This is a genomic window from Cellulosimicrobium cellulans (assembly GCF_016907755.1).
Lineage (GTDB): Bacteria > Actinomycetota > Actinomycetes > Actinomycetales > Cellulomonadaceae > Cellulosimicrobium > Cellulosimicrobium cellulans_D.
Genome location: NZ_JAFBCN010000001.1, coordinates 4,593,827 through 4,611,262, shown reverse-complemented (window position 1 = coordinate 4,611,262; position 17,436 = coordinate 4,593,827). Strand labels below are relative to the sequence as shown.

General features: G+C 75.5%; 17 protein-coding genes and 1 riboswitch. Of the genes, 10 read left to right on the top strand and 7 right to left on the bottom strand.

Annotated features, from left to right (window positions below):
* Positions 1 to 6 precede the first annotated feature (6 nt).
* From JOE63_RS19940 to JOE63_RS19930, 3 genes are read left to right on the top strand one after another with little or no spacing between them, the layout of a single operon-like run.
* Positions 7 to 705 carry a hypothetical protein gene (locus tag JOE63_RS19940; RefSeq protein ID WP_204543178.1) on the top strand — a complete coding sequence of 233 codons (699 nt, stop codon included), beginning with the start codon at positions 7 to 9 and terminating at the stop codon, positions 703 to 705.
* Positions 702 to 1,403 carry a hypothetical protein gene (locus tag JOE63_RS19935; protein ID WP_204543177.1) on the top strand — a complete coding sequence of 234 codons (702 nt, stop codon included), beginning with the start codon at positions 702 to 704 and terminating at the stop codon, positions 1,401 to 1,403. Before JOE63_RS19940 ends, JOE63_RS19935 begins: the two co-directional genes overlap by 4 nt.
* Complete coding sequence (locus JOE63_RS19930; protein ID WP_204543176.1) at positions 1,400 to 1,972, top strand: hypothetical protein; 573 nt, start codon at positions 1,400 to 1,402, stop codon at positions 1,970 to 1,972. Before JOE63_RS19935 ends, JOE63_RS19930 begins: the two co-directional genes overlap by 4 nt.
* Here the strand turns inward: JOE63_RS19930 and JOE63_RS19925 are convergent.
* On the bottom strand, positions 1,948 to 3,267 hold the full coding sequence (locus tag JOE63_RS19925) for a type II toxin-antitoxin system HipA family toxin (protein ID WP_204543174.1): 1,320 nt from the start codon (positions 3,265 to 3,267) through the stop codon (positions 1,948 to 1,950). The two genes, JOE63_RS19930 and JOE63_RS19925, sit on opposite strands and share 25 nt — an antisense overlap.
* Positions 3,264 to 3,527, bottom strand: a complete 264-nt coding sequence (locus tag JOE63_RS19920; RefSeq protein ID WP_087472572.1) for a helix-turn-helix domain-containing protein — start codon at positions 3,525 to 3,527, stop codon at positions 3,264 to 3,266. The genes JOE63_RS19925 and JOE63_RS19920 overlap by 4 nt, the downstream gene beginning before the upstream one ends.
* A 171-nt stretch (positions 3,528 to 3,698) precedes the next feature.
* Here JOE63_RS19920 and JOE63_RS19915 point away from each other — a divergent pair, with 171 nt between their 5' ends.
* Entirely contained in the window at positions 3,699 to 4,658 is a 960-nt protein-coding gene (locus JOE63_RS19915; protein ID WP_204543172.1) for a hypothetical protein, read from the top strand.
* Positions 4,655 to 5,095, top strand: coding sequence for a GntR family transcriptional regulator (locus tag JOE63_RS19910; RefSeq protein WP_087470069.1), 441 nt, complete (start codon positions 4,655 to 4,657; stop codon positions 5,093 to 5,095). The genes JOE63_RS19915 and JOE63_RS19910 overlap by 4 nt, the downstream gene beginning before the upstream one ends.
* Here the strand turns inward: JOE63_RS19910 and JOE63_RS19905 are convergent.
* Entirely contained in the window at positions 5,084 to 6,568 is a 1,485-nt protein-coding gene (locus JOE63_RS19905; RefSeq protein WP_204543170.1) for a hypothetical protein, read from the bottom strand. The genes JOE63_RS19910 and JOE63_RS19905 overlap by 12 nt on opposite strands.
* A gap of 73 nt (positions 6,569 to 6,641) precedes the next feature.
* Positions 6,642 to 7,241: a TetR/AcrR family transcriptional regulator gene (locus JOE63_RS19900; RefSeq protein WP_204543168.1), complete on the bottom strand. Its 600-nt coding sequence runs from the start codon at positions 7,239 to 7,241 to the stop codon at positions 6,642 to 6,644.
* Between the two features lie 85 nt (positions 7,242 to 7,326).
* On the opposite strand from JOE63_RS19900, the gene JOE63_RS19895 reads away from it, so the two are divergent.
* Entirely contained in the window at positions 7,327 to 8,502 is a 1,176-nt protein-coding gene (locus JOE63_RS19895) for an FAD-dependent oxidoreductase (RefSeq protein WP_204543166.1), read from the top strand.
* 97 nt (positions 8,503 to 8,599) lie between these two features.
* On the opposite strand, the gene JOE63_RS19890 is transcribed toward JOE63_RS19895, so the two are convergent.
* From JOE63_RS19890 to JOE63_RS19880, 3 genes are all read right to left on the bottom strand, one after another.
* On the bottom strand, positions 8,600 to 8,878 hold the full coding sequence (locus tag JOE63_RS19890; protein WP_204543164.1) for a DUF4235 domain-containing protein: 279 nt from the start codon (positions 8,876 to 8,878) through the stop codon (positions 8,600 to 8,602).
* A 200-nt stretch (positions 8,879 to 9,078) separates the two neighbouring features.
* Positions 9,079 to 11,613 carry an ABC transporter permease gene (locus JOE63_RS19885; RefSeq protein ID WP_307840257.1) on the bottom strand — a complete coding sequence of 845 codons (2,535 nt, stop codon included), beginning with the start codon at positions 11,611 to 11,613 and terminating at the stop codon, positions 9,079 to 9,081.
* The gene (locus tag JOE63_RS19880) at positions 11,610 to 12,500 is read right to left on the bottom strand and encodes an ABC transporter ATP-binding protein (RefSeq protein WP_204543162.1); all 891 of its coding nucleotides are present in this window, start codon (positions 12,498 to 12,500) and stop codon (positions 11,610 to 11,612) included. Before JOE63_RS19880 ends, JOE63_RS19885 begins: the two co-directional genes overlap by 4 nt.
* Positions 12,501 to 12,678: 178 nt before the next feature.
* Positions 12,679 to 12,783: riboswitch (TPP riboswitch) on the top strand.
* A gap of 82 nt (positions 12,784 to 12,865) precedes the next feature.
* Here JOE63_RS19880 and JOE63_RS19875 point away from each other — a divergent pair.
* The 4 genes from JOE63_RS19875 (at position 12,866) to JOE63_RS19860 (ending at position 17,436) form a co-directional block, all read left to right on the top strand.
* Entirely contained in the window at positions 12,866 to 13,966 is a 1,101-nt protein-coding gene (locus JOE63_RS19875; protein ID WP_204543161.1) for a thiamine ABC transporter substrate-binding protein, read from the top strand.
* 109 nt (positions 13,967 to 14,075) lie between these two features.
* Positions 14,076 to 15,791, top strand: a complete 1,716-nt coding sequence (locus JOE63_RS19870; RefSeq protein ID WP_204543160.1) for an ABC transporter permease — start codon at positions 14,076 to 14,078, stop codon at positions 15,789 to 15,791.
* Positions 15,791 to 17,044: an ABC transporter ATP-binding protein gene (locus JOE63_RS19865; protein WP_204543159.1), complete on the top strand. Its 1,254-nt coding sequence runs from the start codon at positions 15,791 to 15,793 to the stop codon at positions 17,042 to 17,044. Before JOE63_RS19870 ends, JOE63_RS19865 begins: the two co-directional genes overlap by 1 nt.
* 68 nt (positions 17,045 to 17,112) lie before the next feature.
* On the top strand, positions 17,113 to 17,436 hold the full coding sequence (locus JOE63_RS19860) for a DUF4235 domain-containing protein (protein WP_087470059.1): 324 nt from the start codon (positions 17,113 to 17,115) through the stop codon (positions 17,434 to 17,436).

The window sequence follows — 17,436 nt, the reverse complement described above, 5'->3', positions numbered from 1 at the left end:
CGCGCCGTGACGTCGACCGCGCCGAGGGCCGCCCGCAGCGTCCCGCTGCTCCGCGCGGTCGTCGGGACGTGGCCGCGCCGCATCGCGCTGGCGGTCGTGCTCGGCCTCGTGGCCGGGACGGCGGCGGCCGGCGGGTTCGCCCAGCACGTCGCCGCCGAGGCCGGACCGGCCCACGCCGCCGCGGGGGAGCCGGTCCCGACCGGACCGTTCGACCTGACGGTGCGATCGTGGTCCGTGACGGACGCCGTGCAGGTCTCCACGCTCGAGGACTCCGGCGCCGACGCGTGGCTCGTCGTGGTCGTGGGCGCGCTCGACACCGACCGCGAGTCCCGCCGTCTGGACCGCACCGCCGTGACGCTCCCGGCCGAGCTTCCTGGCGGCCTGGCCCTCGCGGGCGACGCGGAGCCCGACCGCCCGGACCCGACGCTGCTCGTGCGCGACGCCTCGGTCTACCCCGTCCTCCAACCGGGCCTGCCGGAGGACGTCGCGCTGCTGTGGCCGGTGACGGTCCCGGAGGGCGGGGCCACGTCCGCCGCCCCGGACGAGCCGCTCACCGTCATCGTCCCGACGTTCCGCTACCGGGACATGACGGTCGGCGGCGGACGCCGGTGGGCCGAGACGGGCACGGTGGTGCTCGTGGACGTCCCGCCCGGCGCCGTCCCGCCGGAGATCGTGGACCCGCCCGAGGACGAGGAGGCGTGGTGACCGAGCCGACCGGGGCGACGACGTCCGAGGCGACCGCCACGGCGTCCGCCGACGATGCCGCGACCGCCGGCGACCCCGCCGCGACTGCCGGTGACCCCGCCGCGACCGCGCGCCCGCGACGTGCGGACGTCGTCGTGACCGTCGTCCTGCTCCTCCTCGCCGTGGGCGTCGGGGCCGCCGTGGCGCGTGTCGACGCGTGGTGGCCCACGCTCACGTCGACGACGACGCGCGGCGACGTGGGCGAGGTCGTCACCGCCGGCCCGCTGCGCGTCCGCGTCGACGACGTGCGCACGGGCACGGTGCTCGAGGACGGGTTCGACACCCTGACGACCGACGGCGTCTGGGTCGCCGTGGACCTCGCGGTGTCCGGCACCACGAAGGAGGCGGGGATCGAGGCGCTCGAGCTGCGCGACGCCGAGGGGCGCGACCACGAGGCGTCGCACCGCGTGAGCAACTCGATGATGAGCACGTTCGTGGACCCCGACGTCCCCGAAGCCGGGACGGTCGTCGTCGAGGTACCGGCGCGGGCGCTCGACGGGGACGTCGTGCTGCGCGTGCTCACGGAGCACGACGACGCGGACATCGACCGCCCGCAGGCGGTCGCCGAGATCGACCTCGGTCGTCTCGACGTCCCGGCGGCGGACGCGGTCGTCGAGGTGCTGTCGCCCGCGCTCGTCCCCGGGGGGTGGGAAGGATGAGCGGGGGGTCTGGCGGGGGATCGAGCGTGGGGTGGTGGCGCGCGAACCGGTGGTGGCTGGTCGTGCTGGCGGGAGCGCTCGCGGCGCTCGGCACGCTCACCTGGCGTTCGGACGCCGTGCAGGGCTGGTGGGCGTCGGAGCCGCACCGCGCGCACACGGCCGATGCCGAGGGCTGGGCGCAGGTCGGCGACGTCCGGGCGCGTCTCGCCGGGCTCGAGGAGGTCGACTGGCTCGACGACGGGTACGGGGACCGCATCGAGGCGCCGGAGGGCTACACGCTCTGGGCCGCCGACGTGTCGCTGCGGTCGGACGCGCCCGACGCCCCGGCCAGCGAGGAGGAGACGTACTCGTCGTGCGAGGTCGTGCTGCTCGACGCCGCCGGGCGCGAGTTCACGGCGGGGGCGTCCGCGCTCCCGGGCATGCCGTTCCCCGAGGCGCCGGTGTGCACGGGCGCCGTCTCGAGCCGCAGCACGCAGTACTTCCTCACGCCCGACGACGCCGTGCCCGCCGAGGTGCGTCTCGTCGAGCCGGAGCTGCTCCCCGCCTACTGGTCGCTGCCCGCGTCGTGACCGGGTGCCCGGCCCTGCCGGGCCCGCTGACCTCGCAGGACCTTGCAGGAACGGGCGATCGGGCCGAGCATCCGAGCCCGTAGCTCGCCGACCTCGGGCTCGCCACGCTCGGCCTCGGCGACGAACGCGTCTGTCATCGCGTCGGGGAGCCGCTCGGCGAGGTCGAGGACCCTGCCGGTCACGGCGTCGGGCTCGAGGCCCGCCTCCCGGGCGAAACGGCTCCATCGGTCGAGGCCGATCTGCACGAACTCGCGCCGACCGCCCACGGCCATCGCCGAGGTGCGCAGGCCGGTCTGACCCGCGGAGTCGTATGGTGCACCGGAGGCGACGTCGTACAGCGGGGCCAGCCTGACGGCGCTCTCAGCGAGGAGGACCGAGTAGTTCTTGGCGTGCGCGTCGGGCGCCTGGATCAAGACGTTGAAGGCCAGCGCATCGACGAACGCGTCCAGGTTGGACTGGCGGAAGCGGCGCGTGCTCTGGGTCCGCAGCAGGTCGACGATCTGCACCGCCCGGGGGCCCCCGTCGGACTCGTACTTGTCCGCCGGGTAGGTGCCCGTGGCCTGACAGAGGTCCTCCTGGTGCAATCGCCCGAGGGTCCCGGCGTCGTCACGTCGGCGGTCGTAGCGCTCGACGATCAGCGCCGTCTCGCCGCGGAACCGCTCGAAGCGCGAGAGGGCCGCCGGCAGGCCGGCGCGCCGCGCGGTCTGCAGACAGATGTGCTCGTTGAGCGCCTGGGAGCGGAAGCCGTCCACACCGGGTTTGACGATGTGGGTGGTCGCCTCGGCGCCGGTGGCCTCATACCAGGCGTCTCCTTCGCGTCGCAGCGCGAACTTGGCTTGTGCCCCGGCCAAGGACCATCGCTCGCGTGGGGCGAGCCAGCTGGCGCCGGGGTTGGTCCGCAGCTCGGACAACCGCTCCTCGATGTCGTCGTCGCTGAGCGCGACGAGGGTGCCTCGGCGGGCCAGGACGTCCGCTACCTCGTCCTCGGCGCAGAACTGCACGGCACCGGCGCAGTCCAGCCCCATGTGGGCCAGGAGTGCGAACGGGTTGCGGGCAGACACGTCGAACTCGCGCGACATGGCCTCTCGGGCGGCCTGGCGCTCCGGCAGGAGCCCGTCGAGGAACGGATCGACGACCCGCTGGGCGAAGGGTCCGCCTGCGAGGGGCATCGTCAGGGAGATCGGCGTCGCCCCCGGGTCCGAGCGATAGTTCAGCAGGTGTTGTCCGCCCCGGGTCTGCTCCAGGTCGGCGACGTGCCGCCCGTAGAGCAGCACGGCCAGGTGTCGGCTGCTCACAGGTCCTCCAGGAGGTCCGCGAGACGGCTCGTCGCGCGTGGCGTCGTGGTCACGGTGAGGTCGAGCCCGAGCGTGTCGAGCGTGTCGAGAACCTTCCCGAGCTCGGCACGCTCCGAGTGCCCGCTCTCGAGTGCGATCAACCATCGGCGGCTGACTCCGGCGCGCTCGGCCAGCTGTTGCTGGGTCAGGCCTGCGCGCCTCCGGGCGCTGCGGATCGCTGCGCCGACCTGGGCGGGGGTGGTGAGCGCGATACCAGCCATCGTGTGATGGTACGTGCACATTGGGCTCAAGTGCAAGAACGGTGACACCGCGCAGATGTGCACGATCAGTAACATGACGCGCCCGGAGGTCGGGCGCTGAACGTCAGCCGCTTGACGGCGCAGAGGATTATGATCATAGTTCATGATCAATACTCTCTGACGGAGGTGGACATGAGCTGGGTGTCGTGGATGCTGGGGAACCCGTTGCCGTTCCCGGTCGCCCTCGCGGTCGACCTCGCGCTGCTGGCTGCGGTCGTCGTCGCGGCGCTGCTGTGGTGGGACGGGCGGCGTGCCGTCGTCCCGAGCTCGGCGGGGCGGCGCGCGGTGCGGCACGCGGCGGGGACGAGCGCCGGCGCGGGGATGCTCGTCGCCACGGGGATCCTGCTGCCGCCCTTGTACCTCTACCTCGGGCTCGTCCCGCTCGGAGCGAGGACGACGGCGGTGCTGCCGCTCGTCGCGCTCTCCGGCGCCCTGGCCGTCCACGCTGTGGGCGAGCTCACGTGGCCGCGCCCGACGCACCGCCAGCGCGAGGCGCGGCTCGTCGCGCGCTCGACGGCCGACGTCGTCCCGACGCTCACCCGCCGCCTCGCGTGGACCTGGGCCGGGGGCGTCGCCGTCGCGAGCGTGGCGTTCGGCCTCCTGTCCGACGGCCCGCGCTCGATCTCCCGCGTCGTCGGCCGGTACGAGGCGTACACGGTCGCCCCCTTCCCCGGGTGGCTGTGGACGGTGCCGCTCCTGGTCGCGACCGTCGTCGTCGTCGTGGCCTCGGAGGTGGTGCTGCGCCTCGTCGCGTCGCGACCGGCGGTCGAGGACGTGGACGAGGAGTGGGACATGTGGCTCCGCCGCCGGGTCGCTCGTCGCGTCGAGCGCGCCACCCAGGTCGTCCTGGGCCTGACGCTCGGCGGGCTCGTCGCGCTGGGCGGGCTCTCGCTGCGGTGGTTGGGGCTGGGGAGCGGCGACGGGGTCAGGATGGGTCCCGGGCTCAGCCCGGGCTACGTCCAGGCCGGTCACGCCCTCGTGCTCGTGGCGCTGGCCGTCGTGGTCGTGGCGGTCGTGGTCCTGGTCTGGCCGGCCCGCGACCCCGCGCCGACGGCAGCGCCGGTGCGCGAGCCCGAGGGGGCGGTCGCGTGAGCCTCGCCGTCCGCATCGACCTGGACTCCCCGACGCCGCACTACGAGCAGCTCCGCGCCCAGCTCGCGGCCCTCGTCACGGCGGGCGACCTCGCCGACGGGCAGCGCCTGCCCACGGTGCGTGCCCTCGCGAACGACCTGGGGATCGCGCCGGGCACGGTCGCGCGGACGTACCGCGACCTGGAGGCTGCGGGGCTCGTGACGACCCGGCGCCGGGTCGGGACCCTCGTGACGGCGCCGGCCGCGACGCTGTCGCGCGCGGCGGTGACGGACGCGGCGGCGCGCTTCGTGCGCCTGGCCCGGGACCATGCGCTGACGGACACCGAGATCCGTGACGTCGTCGCAGCGGCTCTGCTCGTCGACAGACGGCCGGGCGGCGAGCAGCCGGGCGACGACCGGTCCGGCGACGACCGGTCCGCGACGGTCTCAGCCGGCTGACGCGCCGTCCGCCGTCGTGCCGGCCCCGGTGCTGACCTCCGCGCCGGCCTCGGTCCCGACCGCTGTGCCGACCGCTGTGCCGGCCTCTGTGCCGGCCTCTGTGCCGACCGCTGTCCGCGACCGGGCCACGCGCCGGGTGCGCAGCGCCGACGGCAGGCCGAGGCTCGCGAGCAGCGCGTCCGCCGCGGCGGCGAGCAACACGGTCGTGAGCACCTGCACCACGACGGTCGCGACGATCTCGAGCGGGCCGACGAGCGCGCGCCAGGCGACGATCCCGGGTTGGCCGACGACGGCCTGCGCGGCCGTGTAGACGACCTGCTCGCCGAGCGTCAGGAGCGCGAACGCGACGCAGAAGAGCAGCACGGCGCTCCACCTGCTGCGCCACAGCATGCCGACGGCGCCCACGAGCCCGCCGAACCGTCGGCCGGGGTCGAGCATGAGCTCCCAGGCCTTGCGCGCGCCGCTCTCCCCGAGCGTCCGGTTGAACCGGTCGACGACGCGCGTCGCGCGACCCGTGGGCTCGTCGCCACCCTGCGCGGCGTGCGCGGGGTCGACGACGTCGATCGCCTCGACGCCGTAGACGATCGTGCCGAGGGTGAGCCACGCGAGCGGCACGACGAGGCCGGTGACGACGCCCGCGAGGAGGAGGGACGTCGTCGGGCCCAGGGCGTCGACGATCGGCTTGAGCACGTCGACGCGCGCGACGACGCCGTCCCACCAGGTCGTGGTCTCGACGACGACCACGCGCGAGGTCCACCACTCGCGCACGCGACCGACGACGGCGGTGACGGTGAACGCGCCGACGACGATCCACACGACCTCGCAGTAGCCCGCCGCGATGCGGACGGCGGCGGAGCGTGTGCTGCGCTGGGTGTCGCCGCCCGCCGCGGAGATGCCGCGGTCGACGCGCTTGGCGAGGCGCTCGAGCAGCGTGCGGGCGAGCAGGGCGCCCGCGACGACGAGCACGACGGTGAGCCCGAAGCCCTCGGGGATGGGGCTCGCCGTCTCGATCCCGGACCCGGCCGCGAACGCGTGGTCGAGCGCCGCGGAGTCGATGTACGACTGCCAGTCGGAGGACAGGCCGCCGTAGAACTCGTAGATGACGAGGTAGGGGACGAGGACCGACGCGATCGAGCCGAGCAGCGCCCGGACCTCGAGCCGGTCGCGCGCGGTCCGCGGCTCGCGGCGCAGGACGTGCAGCATCACGACGATCCCGACGACCGTCGCGAGCGGCGAGAAGCACAGCACGAGGAGGCCGAGCACGCCCGACGACGGCGCGACGGCGAGCGCGGCGCGCAGCGCGAGCTCGTGGACGACCTCGGCGAGCAGCGCGACCGCGACGAGCGCGGGCCAGTGCCGGGTCAGCAGGCGGCCGGCGTCGGCGAGGACGCGCGCGCCGGAGCGCAGGACCGGGTCCTGGGGGACCGTCGTCCCGCTCGCTGGGCTCTCAGGGGTCGCCGGTGGGGCCGTCACGCGCGCCAGGGTACCGGGGCGGGCGTGACGGGTGCCGCCGGTTCGCGAGCGCCGCGCCCGGGGTCGGCGGTGCTCACGCCGGTGGGGCGGCAGCGTGAGCCGCCGACGTCCCCCGCACGATCGCGCGCGCGAGGTGGCGGACTGTCGTGCGGTCGACGTCCCCCGGGGCGTTGACCAGGGAGAACAGCACACCCCCGTAGAGCGTGACGAGCGTGGGGATCGCGTCGGGCGGGACGTCGAGCCCGAGCTCGGCGTGCTCGTCGGCGGTGAACGCGGTCGCGACCGAGCCGAGCCGCGCGAGCGCCGCGCCGAGCGCCGGGCGGCGGCGTGCCTCGAGCTGGAGCTCGAAGATCGCGAGGTACCGCGCGCGCGACGTCGTGACGGCGTCCTCGAGGGAGGTGGCGAGGAGCTCGGTCAGCGGCTCGGGGGAGCCGGAGACGTCGAGCGTCCGGTCGATCCGTCGCATGGCTGCGAGGTGCAGCTCGACGACGCGCTCGGCGGCGGCGACGAGCAGCTCCTCCCTGCTGCGGACGTAGTTGGCCGCGGTCCCCGCCGGGAGCCCCGCGGCGCGCTCGACGGTGCGGTGGGTGAGCCCGTGCACGCCGTCCGCGGCGAGGAGGGCGACGGCGGCGTCCGCGAGCGCGGCCCGCCGCTCGGGGTTGGTCCGCGGCATGGCTGCCAGTATGGCAACATCAGTACCACAGCGCCCGTAGTGGTATCCCGACGAGCGGACCACCTGTCGACCTGGGAGCGCCACCATGACCCCTTCCGCGATCGTCGTCGGGGCCGGCGTCGCCGGCCTCGCGTCCGCGATCTCGCTCGCCCGGACGGGATGGGGCGTCACCGTCCTCGAGCGTTCGCCCGCGCTCGGCGAGGTCGGTGCGGGCTTCGCGATGTCGCGGAACGCGGTCGCGGCGTTCCGCGGGCTCGGGTTCGACGACGACGACGTCGCCCGGCTCGGGTACGCGACCTGGGCGGGCGGGACGTGGGACCTCCACGGCGACCCGATCCTCACGCTGCCGGACACTCCCCAGGTGCGCGCGTCCGTCGGGCTGATCGGCGTCCACCGGCGTCGGCTCCACGAGGCGCTGCACCGCCGGTCGGTCGACCTGGGCGTCGAGGTCGTCACGGGGACCCCGGTCACGACCCTCGAGCCCGGGGACGCCGAGGGCGCGCCGGCCGTCGTCGCCGGCCGCGAGGCGGACCTCGTGGTCGCCGCGGACGGGATGCGCAGCGCCGTCCGCGCGGCCCTGTTCCCCGCGAACGTGCCGGTGTACAGCGGCTACTCGAGCTGGCGCGCGATCACGCCCGGCGCCTGGGGCGCCGAGGCGCTCACGCAGTACTGGGGGGCGAACGCGGAGTTCGGCCTGCTGCGCACGACCTCCGACGAGACCTACTGGTACGGCTACGTCGCGATGCCCGAGCGCACGCGGCTCGACGACGAGCTCGGCGCGGCGCGTCGGCGGTTCGCCGGGTGGGCGCCGCCCGTGCAGGAGGTCCTCGACGCGACCGCGCCGGACGCCGTCCTGCGCCACGACGTGCACCACCTGCCCGGCGGCCTCCCGCGCTACGCGACGGGCCGTGTCGTCATGGTCGGCGACGCCGCGCACGGCACGCTCCCGACGATGGGGCAGGGTGCGGCGACGGCGCTGGAGGACGGGCTGTGCGTCGGGCTGCTGGTCGGGTCGCCCGTCGCGGCAGGTGGCCGGCTCGCCCCGGCGCTCGCGGGGTACGACGCCGCGCGTCGGCCCCGGTGCCGGGGGCTGGCTCGCGCCTCGGTCGCGACGGGTCGCTTCGGCTCGCACCTGGGCGGCGGGTGGCGGCAGACGGTGCGGAACAGGCTCATGGGCCTGACCCCGGCCTCCGCGATCGCGCGCGGCTCGCAGGCCGCGATGGGCTGGACCCCTCCCGAGCCCGCGGCCCCGGTGCGCTGACGGCGGCGCGGACGCCCGCCGTCGGGTGCGCCGAACCCGGGGTCCCTCCCCACGTCGTGACGATCGCGAGGAACGACCCCGGGTTCGGGCGGTGGGCCTACGACGCGCGCGACGCGAGGCGGGCGACGACGCGCTTGGCCTCCTTGCCGGCGAACCGGCGCGCGAGGACGCCGACGCCTGCGGCGACGGCCGCGAAGGTGACGGCGGAGACGATGCCGACCTCCTCGTCGTCGAGGTCCTTCGGGGCGTCGTGACCGGTGACCTTGGCCCAGATGAACGTGACCAGCTTCTGCGCGGCCCAGCCCGCGGCGAAGGTGAGGGCGACGGTCCCGACCTTCACGGCCAGGGTCTGCTCGGTCTCGGTCGTGTCGGCCACGAGGGTCCTCCGTGAGTCGGGGAGCGCCGGTCGGCGCGGGCGTGCTCCCACCGTAGTGCGAACCGTCGGCGCCCGCGTCGCCCGGCGCGCGCACGCGACCCACGGCCCGACGTCGCGAGAGGCGAGAAGTGGCCCTCCGGACGCCACCGTGGAGGGCCACTTCTCGCCTCTCGTCACCGACTTCGCGTCGTCACTCCGGGCTACTCCTGGCTCACCGCGTCGAGCACGGGCAGCCGGGCCGCGCGCGTCGCGGGCCAGACCGCCGCCACGACCCCGACGACGGCGGCGAGCGCGAGCATCGCCCCGAGCTGCGCCCACGGCACGGCGAGGGTCGTGAAGCCCTCGTCCGCGAGCACCGAGGGCAGCGCGGCGGCGAGGCCCGTACCCACGACCAGCCCGACGGCCGTCCCGAAGACCGCGACCAGCACGGACTCGATGACGATCGTCGTGGCGAGCTGGGCGCGTCCCAGCCCGACGGCGCGCAGGAGCCCGATCTCGCGTGTCCGCTCGACGACGGACAGGGCTAGCGTGTTGACGATCCCGAGCACCGCGACGAGCACGGACAGGCCGAGCAAGGCGTAGACGATCGCGAGGATCGACTCGACCTGGGACGCGACCTCGCCGGCGAACTCGTCGTCGTCGAGCACGCTCGCCACGACGTACGGCGCGACGGCGTCCGTCACCCCGTCGCGGACGGCCGCGACGTCGGCACCGGGCTCGACGTCGAGGAACAGCATCTCGGGGGTCGTCGCGCCCACCGCGGCGGCGACGTCCGGCGGCAGGAGCATGTCGACGGAGAACGCGTGGGAGTCGATCACCGCGCCGATGCGGACGTCGTGCGCCGGGAGGTCCGGCCGGGTGGGGTCGGCGATCGTCACGACGTCGCCGAGGGCCCAGCCGTGCTCGTCGAGCGCGTCCTCCATCACGGCGGCCTCCCCGCGGGCGTACGCGTCGAGGTCGCCCTCGACCGCCGTCGTGCGGACGGAGCGGCCGAAGCCCTCCGCGGGGAACCCGACGACGAGCTGCGGCTCGTCGTCGACGACCACCTGGCCGTACGTCGTGAGGTCGGCGGACGCGACGCCGGGCACCGCGAGGACGTCGGCCGCGACGCCCTCGGGCAGGTATGGGGTCGCGGACCGGACGACGAGGTCGGCGGCCGTCTCCTCGTCGACGATGCCGGTCACGGACTCGCGCGCCGAGAGCGCGAGGACGGACGTCGTCGACACGAGCGCCATCCCCACGACGAGCGCCCCGGCGGTCGCGGCCGTGCGGCGCGGCTGGCGCGTCACGTTGCCGCGCGCGAGCCCGCCGAGCGGCCGGACCAGCGCGACGAACGGCGCGGCGAGGACCCCGAGCACGGGGCCGACCGCGAGCGGGGAGAGCAGCAGCACGCCCGCGATCACCCCGACCGCGCCGAGGCCGAGGAGCGGTGCCCCGCCGCTCCCGACCGCCGCGGCGCCCACCACGAGCCCGGTGCCGGCGAGCAGGGTCAGCGTCCCCGCGACCACCCGGGCGACGCCCGGACCGGCGGGCCGCACGACGTCGGCCCGCATCGCCTCCACGGGCCGGACGAGCGCCGCGTGCCGCGCGGGCAGGGCCGCCGCGACGACGGACACCACGACCCCGACGACGAGCGGGACCACGATCCCGACGGTCGTCACGGGCAGCGACCCGGCGAGCTCCATGCCCACCGCGCCGAGCCCGGCCCGCGCGAGCTCGGCGAGCCCGAACCCGGCCGCGACGCCCAGCACCGCGCCGACGACCCCGACGACCGCAGCCTGCCCCAGCACCGAGGCGAACACCTGGGCGGGCGACGTCCCGACGGCGCGCAGGAGCGCGAGCTCGCGCGTGCGGCGGCGCACGTGCATCGCGAACGTGTTGGTGATGATGAACGTGCCGACGAACAGCGCGAGCGCGGCGAACACGAGCAGGAACGTCGAGACGAAGCCGAGCTGGTCGGCGATGGCGCTGCTCGTCTCGTCGCGCAGGTCGGCACCCGTCACGCCCTCGGCGCCGTCGGGGAGCGCCGTCGCGACGGCGTCGCGCAGCGCCTCGGGCGAGACGCCGTCGGCGGCGTACAGGGCGATCGACGGCACCATGCCGTCCGGCGCGTAGGTCGCGGCGGCGGTCGCCGCGTCGAGCAGGACGATCGTCGCACCCGCCATGGGCGCGGACAGCGAGAGCTCGCCGACCACGCGCACGGGGTGCACCGCGTCGCCGAGCACGACGTCGGTCGTGTCGCCCACGGCGAGCCCGGACGCCTCGAGCGTCGCGGACTCGAGCGCGACCTCGCCGCCGTCCTCCGGCGCCCGGCCGTCGACCACGCGCGGCCCGGGGTCGCGCGGGTCGTACCCGATCGCCATGCTCGGCGCCTGCGTGCTGAGCACGGCGGTGCCGTCGGCGCCCACGAGGACGGCGGGGCCGCTCACCTCCGCGAGCGCGAGGTCGACGTCGTCCCGCTCGTCGAGCGTGCCGGCCAGGTCGGCCGGGACGAGGCTCCGGGAGCCGCCGAGCTGCGCCGGGTCCTCGAGCGCGGACCCGGCGGCGGACGCGCCGCGCACGTACGCGTCGGCCTGGATCGACGACGCGACGATGCCGTCGAACGTCGACGCGAGCATCGCGCGCAGCGCGAACGTGCCCGTGACGAACGCGACGCCGATCGTCACCGCGAGCACGGACAGCACGAGCTGCGCGCCGTGCGCGCGCACGCCGCGCAGCGCGATCCGGCCCATCATCGGACGGCCGCCGGTTCGGACGCGGCCGGGGCGGCGTGCGCGCCCGTCGGCGCCGCCGGCGTGAGGGCGCCGAGCGTGTCGAGGACGGCCTGCGGCGTCGGGTCGCGCAGCTCGGTCACGAGGCGCCCGTCCGCGAGGAACAGCACGCGGTGCGCGTACGACGCCGCCGTCGGGTCGTGCGTGACCATGGCGACGGACTGGCCGAGGTCGTCCACCGAGGCGCGCAGGAAGCCCAGCACCTCGGCGGCGGCGCGCGAGTCGAGGTTGCCCGTCGGCTCGTCCGCGAACACGACCGCCGGCCGGGACACGAGCGCCCGCGCGCACGCGACGCGCTGCTGCTGCCCGCCCGAGAGCTCCGCCGGGCGGTGCCCGAGCCGCGGGCGCAGGCCGACGGCGTCGACCACGCGGTCGAACCACTCCCGGTCCACGGGCCGGCGCGCGACGGCGAGCGGGAGCACGATGTTCTCCTCCGCCGTGAGCGTCGGCACGAGGTTGAACGACTGGAAGACGAACCCGATGCGCGTGCGCCGCAGCCGCGTCAGGCGCCGCTCGCTCATCGCCGAGACCGTCTCGCCGTCCACGACGACGGTCCCCGCCGTGGGGGAGTCCAGCCCGGCGAGGCAGTGCATGAGGGTCGACTTGCCCGACCCGGACGGGCCCATGATCGCGGTCAGACGTCCCCGCTCGAGGTCGACGTCGACGTCGTCCAGGGCGCGGACCGCGGCCTCGCCGCGCCCGTAGGTCTTCACGAGGCCCCGCGCCGTGGCGATCACGGGACGCTCCGGCGTGGTCCCGGCGGGTCCTGAGGCTGCCGCGGCGTTCTCGGCGTCCTCGGCGGACGCGGCGACGGTCGTCGTCGCACCCGCCGTCCCAGGTCTGCTGCTCATCGGTCCTTCCTCCTCCTGCGTCGTCGGCCGGGTGTCCCGGTCCGGTCGCCACGACCCTCCCGCGGGGGCACGCCCCCGGGCATCGGGGACCCGCCCGGACCCTTCCCTGGATGCCGCGGAGCCGCTCTCAGGGTTCTCTCAGGGGGAATCCCCCAGGGGCGGCCCGGTGTAGGCTCGACCTGAACGACAGGGGAGCTCCTGGAGGAGCTGAGAGTGCGGACCACCGCAGACCCTCGAACCTGATCCGGTTAGCACCGGTGGAGGAAGTCGGGAATCTCGATCACCTGCTCGTGCGGTCTCCCGCGCTCGCCCGAGCACGGGCCGCACGGGCCGGTGGACCCCTCCTGAACGTCCTGGGAGGACACATGCAGCGCACGACCGCCCGCACCCGCCGGGCCCGGTCCCTCGTCACCGGCGCGGGGACGACCCTCGCCCTCCTCGCCCTCGCCGCGTGCGGCGGCGACGACGCGACGTCAGGCTCGGGAGGCGACGACGCGTCGTCGGGCACCGGGGGCACGGTCACCCTGGTCACCCACGACTCCTTCGCCGTGAGCGACGAGGTGCTCGCCGCGTTCGAGGAGCAGAGCGGGCTCACCGTCGAGCAGGTCGCTCCCGGCGACGGCGGCGCGCTCGTCAACCAGCTGATCCTCACGAAGGACTCCCCGCTGGGCGACGTCGTGTTCGGGATCGACAACACGTTCGCGTCGCGCGCGATCGACGAGGGCGTGCTCGCGCCCTACACGCCGGACGGCCTGTCCGACTCCGCGGCGCGGTACGCGGTAGGGGACGGGGGAGAGCTGACGCCCGTCGACCTCGGCGACGTCTGCGTCAACGTCGACCACACGTGGTTCGCCGACGCGGGCATCCCCGAGCCGGTCTCGCTCGAGGACCTCGCGAAGCCGGAGTACGCGGACCTCCTGGTCGTGACCAACCCGGCGACGTCGTCGCCCGGGCTCGCGTTCCTCCTCGCGACCGTCGGCGCGTTCGGCGAGGACGGCTGGGAGGACTACTGGGCCGATCTCCGCGCCAACGGCGTCAAGGTCGTGGACGGGTGGTCGGACGCGTACTACGTCGACTTCTCCGGCTCCGAGGGCGCCGGACCGCGCCCGCTCGTGCTGTCGTACTCGACGTCGCCCGCGTTCACGCTCACCGAGGACGGCTCCGCGTCCACGACCGGTGCCCTGCTCGACACGTGCTTCCGCCAGGTCGAGTACGCCGGCGTGCTCGCGAACGCGAAGAACCCCGAGGGCGCGCAGCAGCTCGTGGACTTCCTCGTGAGCGAGGCGTTCCAGGCCGACGTGCCCGGCCAGATGTACATGTACCCCGCCGACGACTCCGTCGCGCTCCCCGACGGCTGGGCCGAGTTCGCCCCGCTCGCCGACGAGCCCTTCGAGGTCGCCCCCGCCGACATCTCGGCGCACCGTGACGAGTGGATCAAGGCATGGACGGCGACGGTCGTCGACTGACCCCCGTGTCGCGAACGACCAGGGTTCTCCTCCGCGAGGGAGAGCCCTGGTCGGCCGAGGCAGAGCCCTGGTCTGCCGAGGTTGAGCCGTGGTTGCGCGAGGTAGAGCCGTGGTGAGGGGCCGCGCGGTCTGGCGGGGCGGCGTCGGGCGCGGGGTGCTGTGGGGGATCGCGGCGGCGGTGCCGCTGCTGTTCCTCGGGGTGTTCTTCGCGTGGCCGGTCGTCACGCTCGTGGCGCGCGGGTTCGTCGGGGACGACGGCGGTCTCGACCTGTCCGGGTTCGCGGAGGTGTTCTCCCAGCCGCGGACGTGGCGCATCCTCGGGCTGACGCTGTGGCAGGCCGTGCTCGGCACGGCGTTCTCCGTGCTGCTCGGCGTGCCCGGCGCGTACGTGCTGTACCGGTGCCGGTTCCCCGGGCGGAGGGTCGTGCGCGCGCTCGTCACCGTGCCGTTCGTGCTGCCGACCGTCGTCGTCGGCGTCGCGTTCCGGTCGCTGCTCGTGCAGGGCGGTCCGCTCGGGTTCCTGCGGCTCGACGAGACGTTCGCGGCGATCGTCGTCGCGCTCGTGTTCTTCAACTACTCGGTCGTCGTGCGCACGGTCGGCGGGTTGTGGGAGCACCTCGACCCGCGCGCCGAGCAGGCGGCGCGGGCGCTCGGCGCGACGCCGTGGCGCGCGTTCCGTACCGTGACCCTCCCGGCGCTGACTCCCGCGATCGCGAGCGCCGCGTCGATCGTCTTCCTCTTCTGCGCGACAGCCTTCGGCGTCGTCCTCGTCCTCGGCGGCATCCGCTACGGGACCATCGAGACGGAGATCTGGATCCAGACCACCCAGTTCCTCGACCTGCGCACCGCGGCGGTGCTGTCGGTCGTGCAGCTCGTCGTCGTCGCGGCGGCGCTCACCGTCGCGAACCGCACGCGGGCGCGGCGCGAGCGGGCCCTGAACCTGTCCTCGTCGGCGTCGTCGGCGCACCCGCTGCGGCTGTGGCGCGACGGCCGCCCGACCGGCGACCTCGCGCCCGCGGCGCTCACCGCGGCCGTGGTCGTCGTGCTCGTCGGACTGCCGCTCGGCACGCTCGTCGTGCGCTCGTTCCGCGTCCCGGGTGGCGGCTGGGGGCTCGACAACTATGCGAGCCTCGGCACGACGGGCGGGCGCAACGCGCTGTCGGTCACGGTGTGGGAGGCGGCGGGCAACTCGCTGCGCACGGCGGCGCTCGCGACCGTCCTGGCGGTGGTGATCGGCGGGCTCGTGGCGCTCGTCGTGTCCCGGCGCCCGCGCTCGCGCGGGGGCCGTCGCGCGATCTCCGTGCTGGACTCGGTCTTCATGCTGCCGCTGGGGGTGTCCGCGGTGACCGTCGGCTTCGGGTTCCTCCTCACGCTCGACCGGCCGCTCGGCCTCGACGTCGACCTGCGCACGTCGGGCCTGCTCGTGCCGATCGCACAGGCGGTGGTTGCGATCCCGCTCGTCGTGCGGACGGTCCTGCCGACGCTGCGCGCGATCGACCCGCGTCTGCGCGAGGCCGCCGCGACGCTCGGCGCCGCCCCCGGCCGCGTGTTCCGCACGGTCGACGGGCCGATCGCCGCACGGTCGCTCGGCCTCGCGGTCGGGTTCGCGTTCGCCGTCTCGCTCGGGGAGTTCGGCGCGACGTCGTTCCTCGCCCGTCCGGACAGCGCCACGCTGCCCGTCGTGATCTTCCGGCTCATCGGGCGTCCCGGGGCCGAGAACTACGGCATGGCGCTCGCGGCGAGCGTCGTGCTCGCGCTGCTCACCGCGACCGTGATGCTGCTCGCCGAGCGGTTGCGCGGCGACCGACCCGGAGGAGAGTTCTGATGGTGCAGGCCGAACCCGCCCCGGCGCGCGCGGGCGCGCCGGAGCCGTCGCGCACCGACGCGGCGTCCGACACCGCGCCCGCCTCGGTGCCCGCCCCAGTGCCAGCCTCCGTGCCCGACCCCGTGCCCGCGGAGGGCGCCGGTCTCGCGGTGCGCGACGTCGTCGTGCGCTACGACGGGGGCACACGCACGGACCCCGGCACGACGGCGGTCGCGGGCGTCACGCTCGACGTCGCGCCCGGCGAGGTGCTCGCCCTGCTCGGGCCGAGCGGGTGCGGCAAGTCGAGCCTGCTGCGCGCGGTCGCGGGGCTCGAGCCGGTCGCGTCGGGGTCCGTGGCGTGGGACGGCCGCGACCTCACGGGCGTCCCCGTGCACCGCCGCGGGTTCGGGCTCATGTTCCAGGAGGGCCAGCTCTTCCCGCACCGCGACGTCGCGGGGAACGTCGCCTACGGCATCGCGGGCCTGACCCGCGCCGAGCGCGACGCGCGCGTGACCGAGCTGCTCGACGTCGTCGGGCTCGCCGGGTACGGGCGGCGCGCCGTCGCGACGCTCAGCGGGGGAGAGCGCCAGCGCGTCGCGCTCGCGCGGTCGCTCGCGCCGCGGCCGCGGCTGCTGCTGCTCGACGAGCCGCTGTCCGCGCTCGACCGCGGGCTGCGCGAGCGCCTCGCGCTCGACCTGCGCGAGGCGCTGCGGGCCACCGGCACGACGGCCGTCTTCGTCACCCACGACCACGACGAGGCGTTCACCGTCGCCGACCGCGTCGCCGTCATGGACGCCGGCCGGCTCCTCCAGGTCGCACCGCCCGAGGACCTGTGGCGCACGCCGGCCTCGCGCCGTGTCGCGGAGTTCCTCGGCTACCAGGCGTTCGTCCCCACCGAGCCGTCAGCAGCAGGTCGCTCCCTGGACCGACGAGGCGCTGACGACTCTGCGCACGACGGCTCGGAGGACCTGCTCGCGATCGGGCCGCGCGGGCTGCGCGTGGTCGGCACGTCGGGTGCGTCCGACGCCCAGGGCGGCTCGGCGTCGTCGGGCCCCGGCACCTGGGTCGCGACGGTCGTGGGCAGCGTGTTCCGGCGGGGTGCGGCCGAGATCACTGTCGACGTCGTCCTCCCCGGCGCCGACCCCGGCGCGCCGGCCCGCCTCGTGGCGCTCGCCGGCACCGGCGGTCCGGGCGGCGTCGACGAGGGGCCCGAGCCCGGTGCCCGGGTGCACGTCGCGCCCGACCCGGCGGGCTGCGCCGTCGTCCCGGGCTGACGCCCTCGCGGACGGCGCTCGCCGTCGTGCGACGGGCGAGAGAGCGGCAGCCGTCCTAGCGTCGTGTGATGAGCGACGACGTGACGGCGGGGACGCACCCCCCGGAGAAGTCCGGCGGCAAGGCCGCGAAGATCCTCTACCGCCCCGTGGGGCTCGCCAGCTCGATCGTGGGCGGGCTCGTGGCGGGGCAGGTGTTCAAGCAGGTCTACAAGCGCGTGACCCCGGGGCACCGGAGCGACGCGCCCAAGCCGCTCGAGTCCGAGTACCGGCTCCGCGAGATCCTCGTCGCGGCGCTGATCCAGGGCGCGATCTTCGCCGCGGTGAAGGCGCTCATCGACCGCGGCGGTGCCCGGGCGTTCGAGCGGTGGACGGGGGAGTGGCCGGGCGACTGA

What these genes read in the sequence shown, in the direction of transcription:
- JOE63_RS19930 (WP_204543176.1), top strand. Translation starts at nt 1,400, where the DNA reads ATGAGCGGGGGGTCTGGCGGGGGATCGAGCGTGGGGTGGTGGCGCGCG.
- JOE63_RS19920 (WP_087472572.1), bottom strand. Translation starts at nt 3,527, where the DNA reads ATGGCTGGTATCGCGCTCACCACCCCCGCCCAGGTCGGCGCAGCGATC.
- JOE63_RS19915 (WP_204543172.1), top strand. Translation starts at nt 3,699, where the DNA reads ATGAGCTGGGTGTCGTGGATGCTGGGGAACCCGTTGCCGTTCCCGGTC.
- JOE63_RS19900 (WP_204543168.1), bottom strand. Translation starts at nt 7,241, where the DNA reads ATGCCGCGGACCAACCCCGAGCGGCGGGCCGCGCTCGCGGACGCCGCC.
- JOE63_RS19895 (WP_204543166.1), top strand. Translation starts at nt 7,327, where the DNA reads ATGACCCCTTCCGCGATCGTCGTCGGGGCCGGCGTCGCCGGCCTCGCG.
- JOE63_RS19885 (WP_307840257.1), bottom strand. Translation starts at nt 11,613, where the DNA reads ATGATGGGCCGGATCGCGCTGCGCGGCGTGCGCGCGCACGGCGCGCAG.
- JOE63_RS19880 (WP_204543162.1), bottom strand. Translation starts at nt 12,500, where the DNA reads ATGAGCAGCAGACCTGGGACGGCGGGTGCGACGACGACCGTCGCCGCG.
- JOE63_RS19875 (WP_204543161.1), top strand. Translation starts at nt 12,866, where the DNA reads ATGCAGCGCACGACCGCCCGCACCCGCCGGGCCCGGTCCCTCGTCACC.
- JOE63_RS19865 (WP_204543159.1), top strand. Translation starts at nt 15,791, where the DNA reads ATGGTGCAGGCCGAACCCGCCCCGGCGCGCGCGGGCGCGCCGGAGCCG.
- JOE63_RS19860 (WP_087470059.1), top strand. Translation starts at nt 17,113, where the DNA reads ATGAGCGACGACGTGACGGCGGGGACGCACCCCCCGGAGAAGTCCGGC.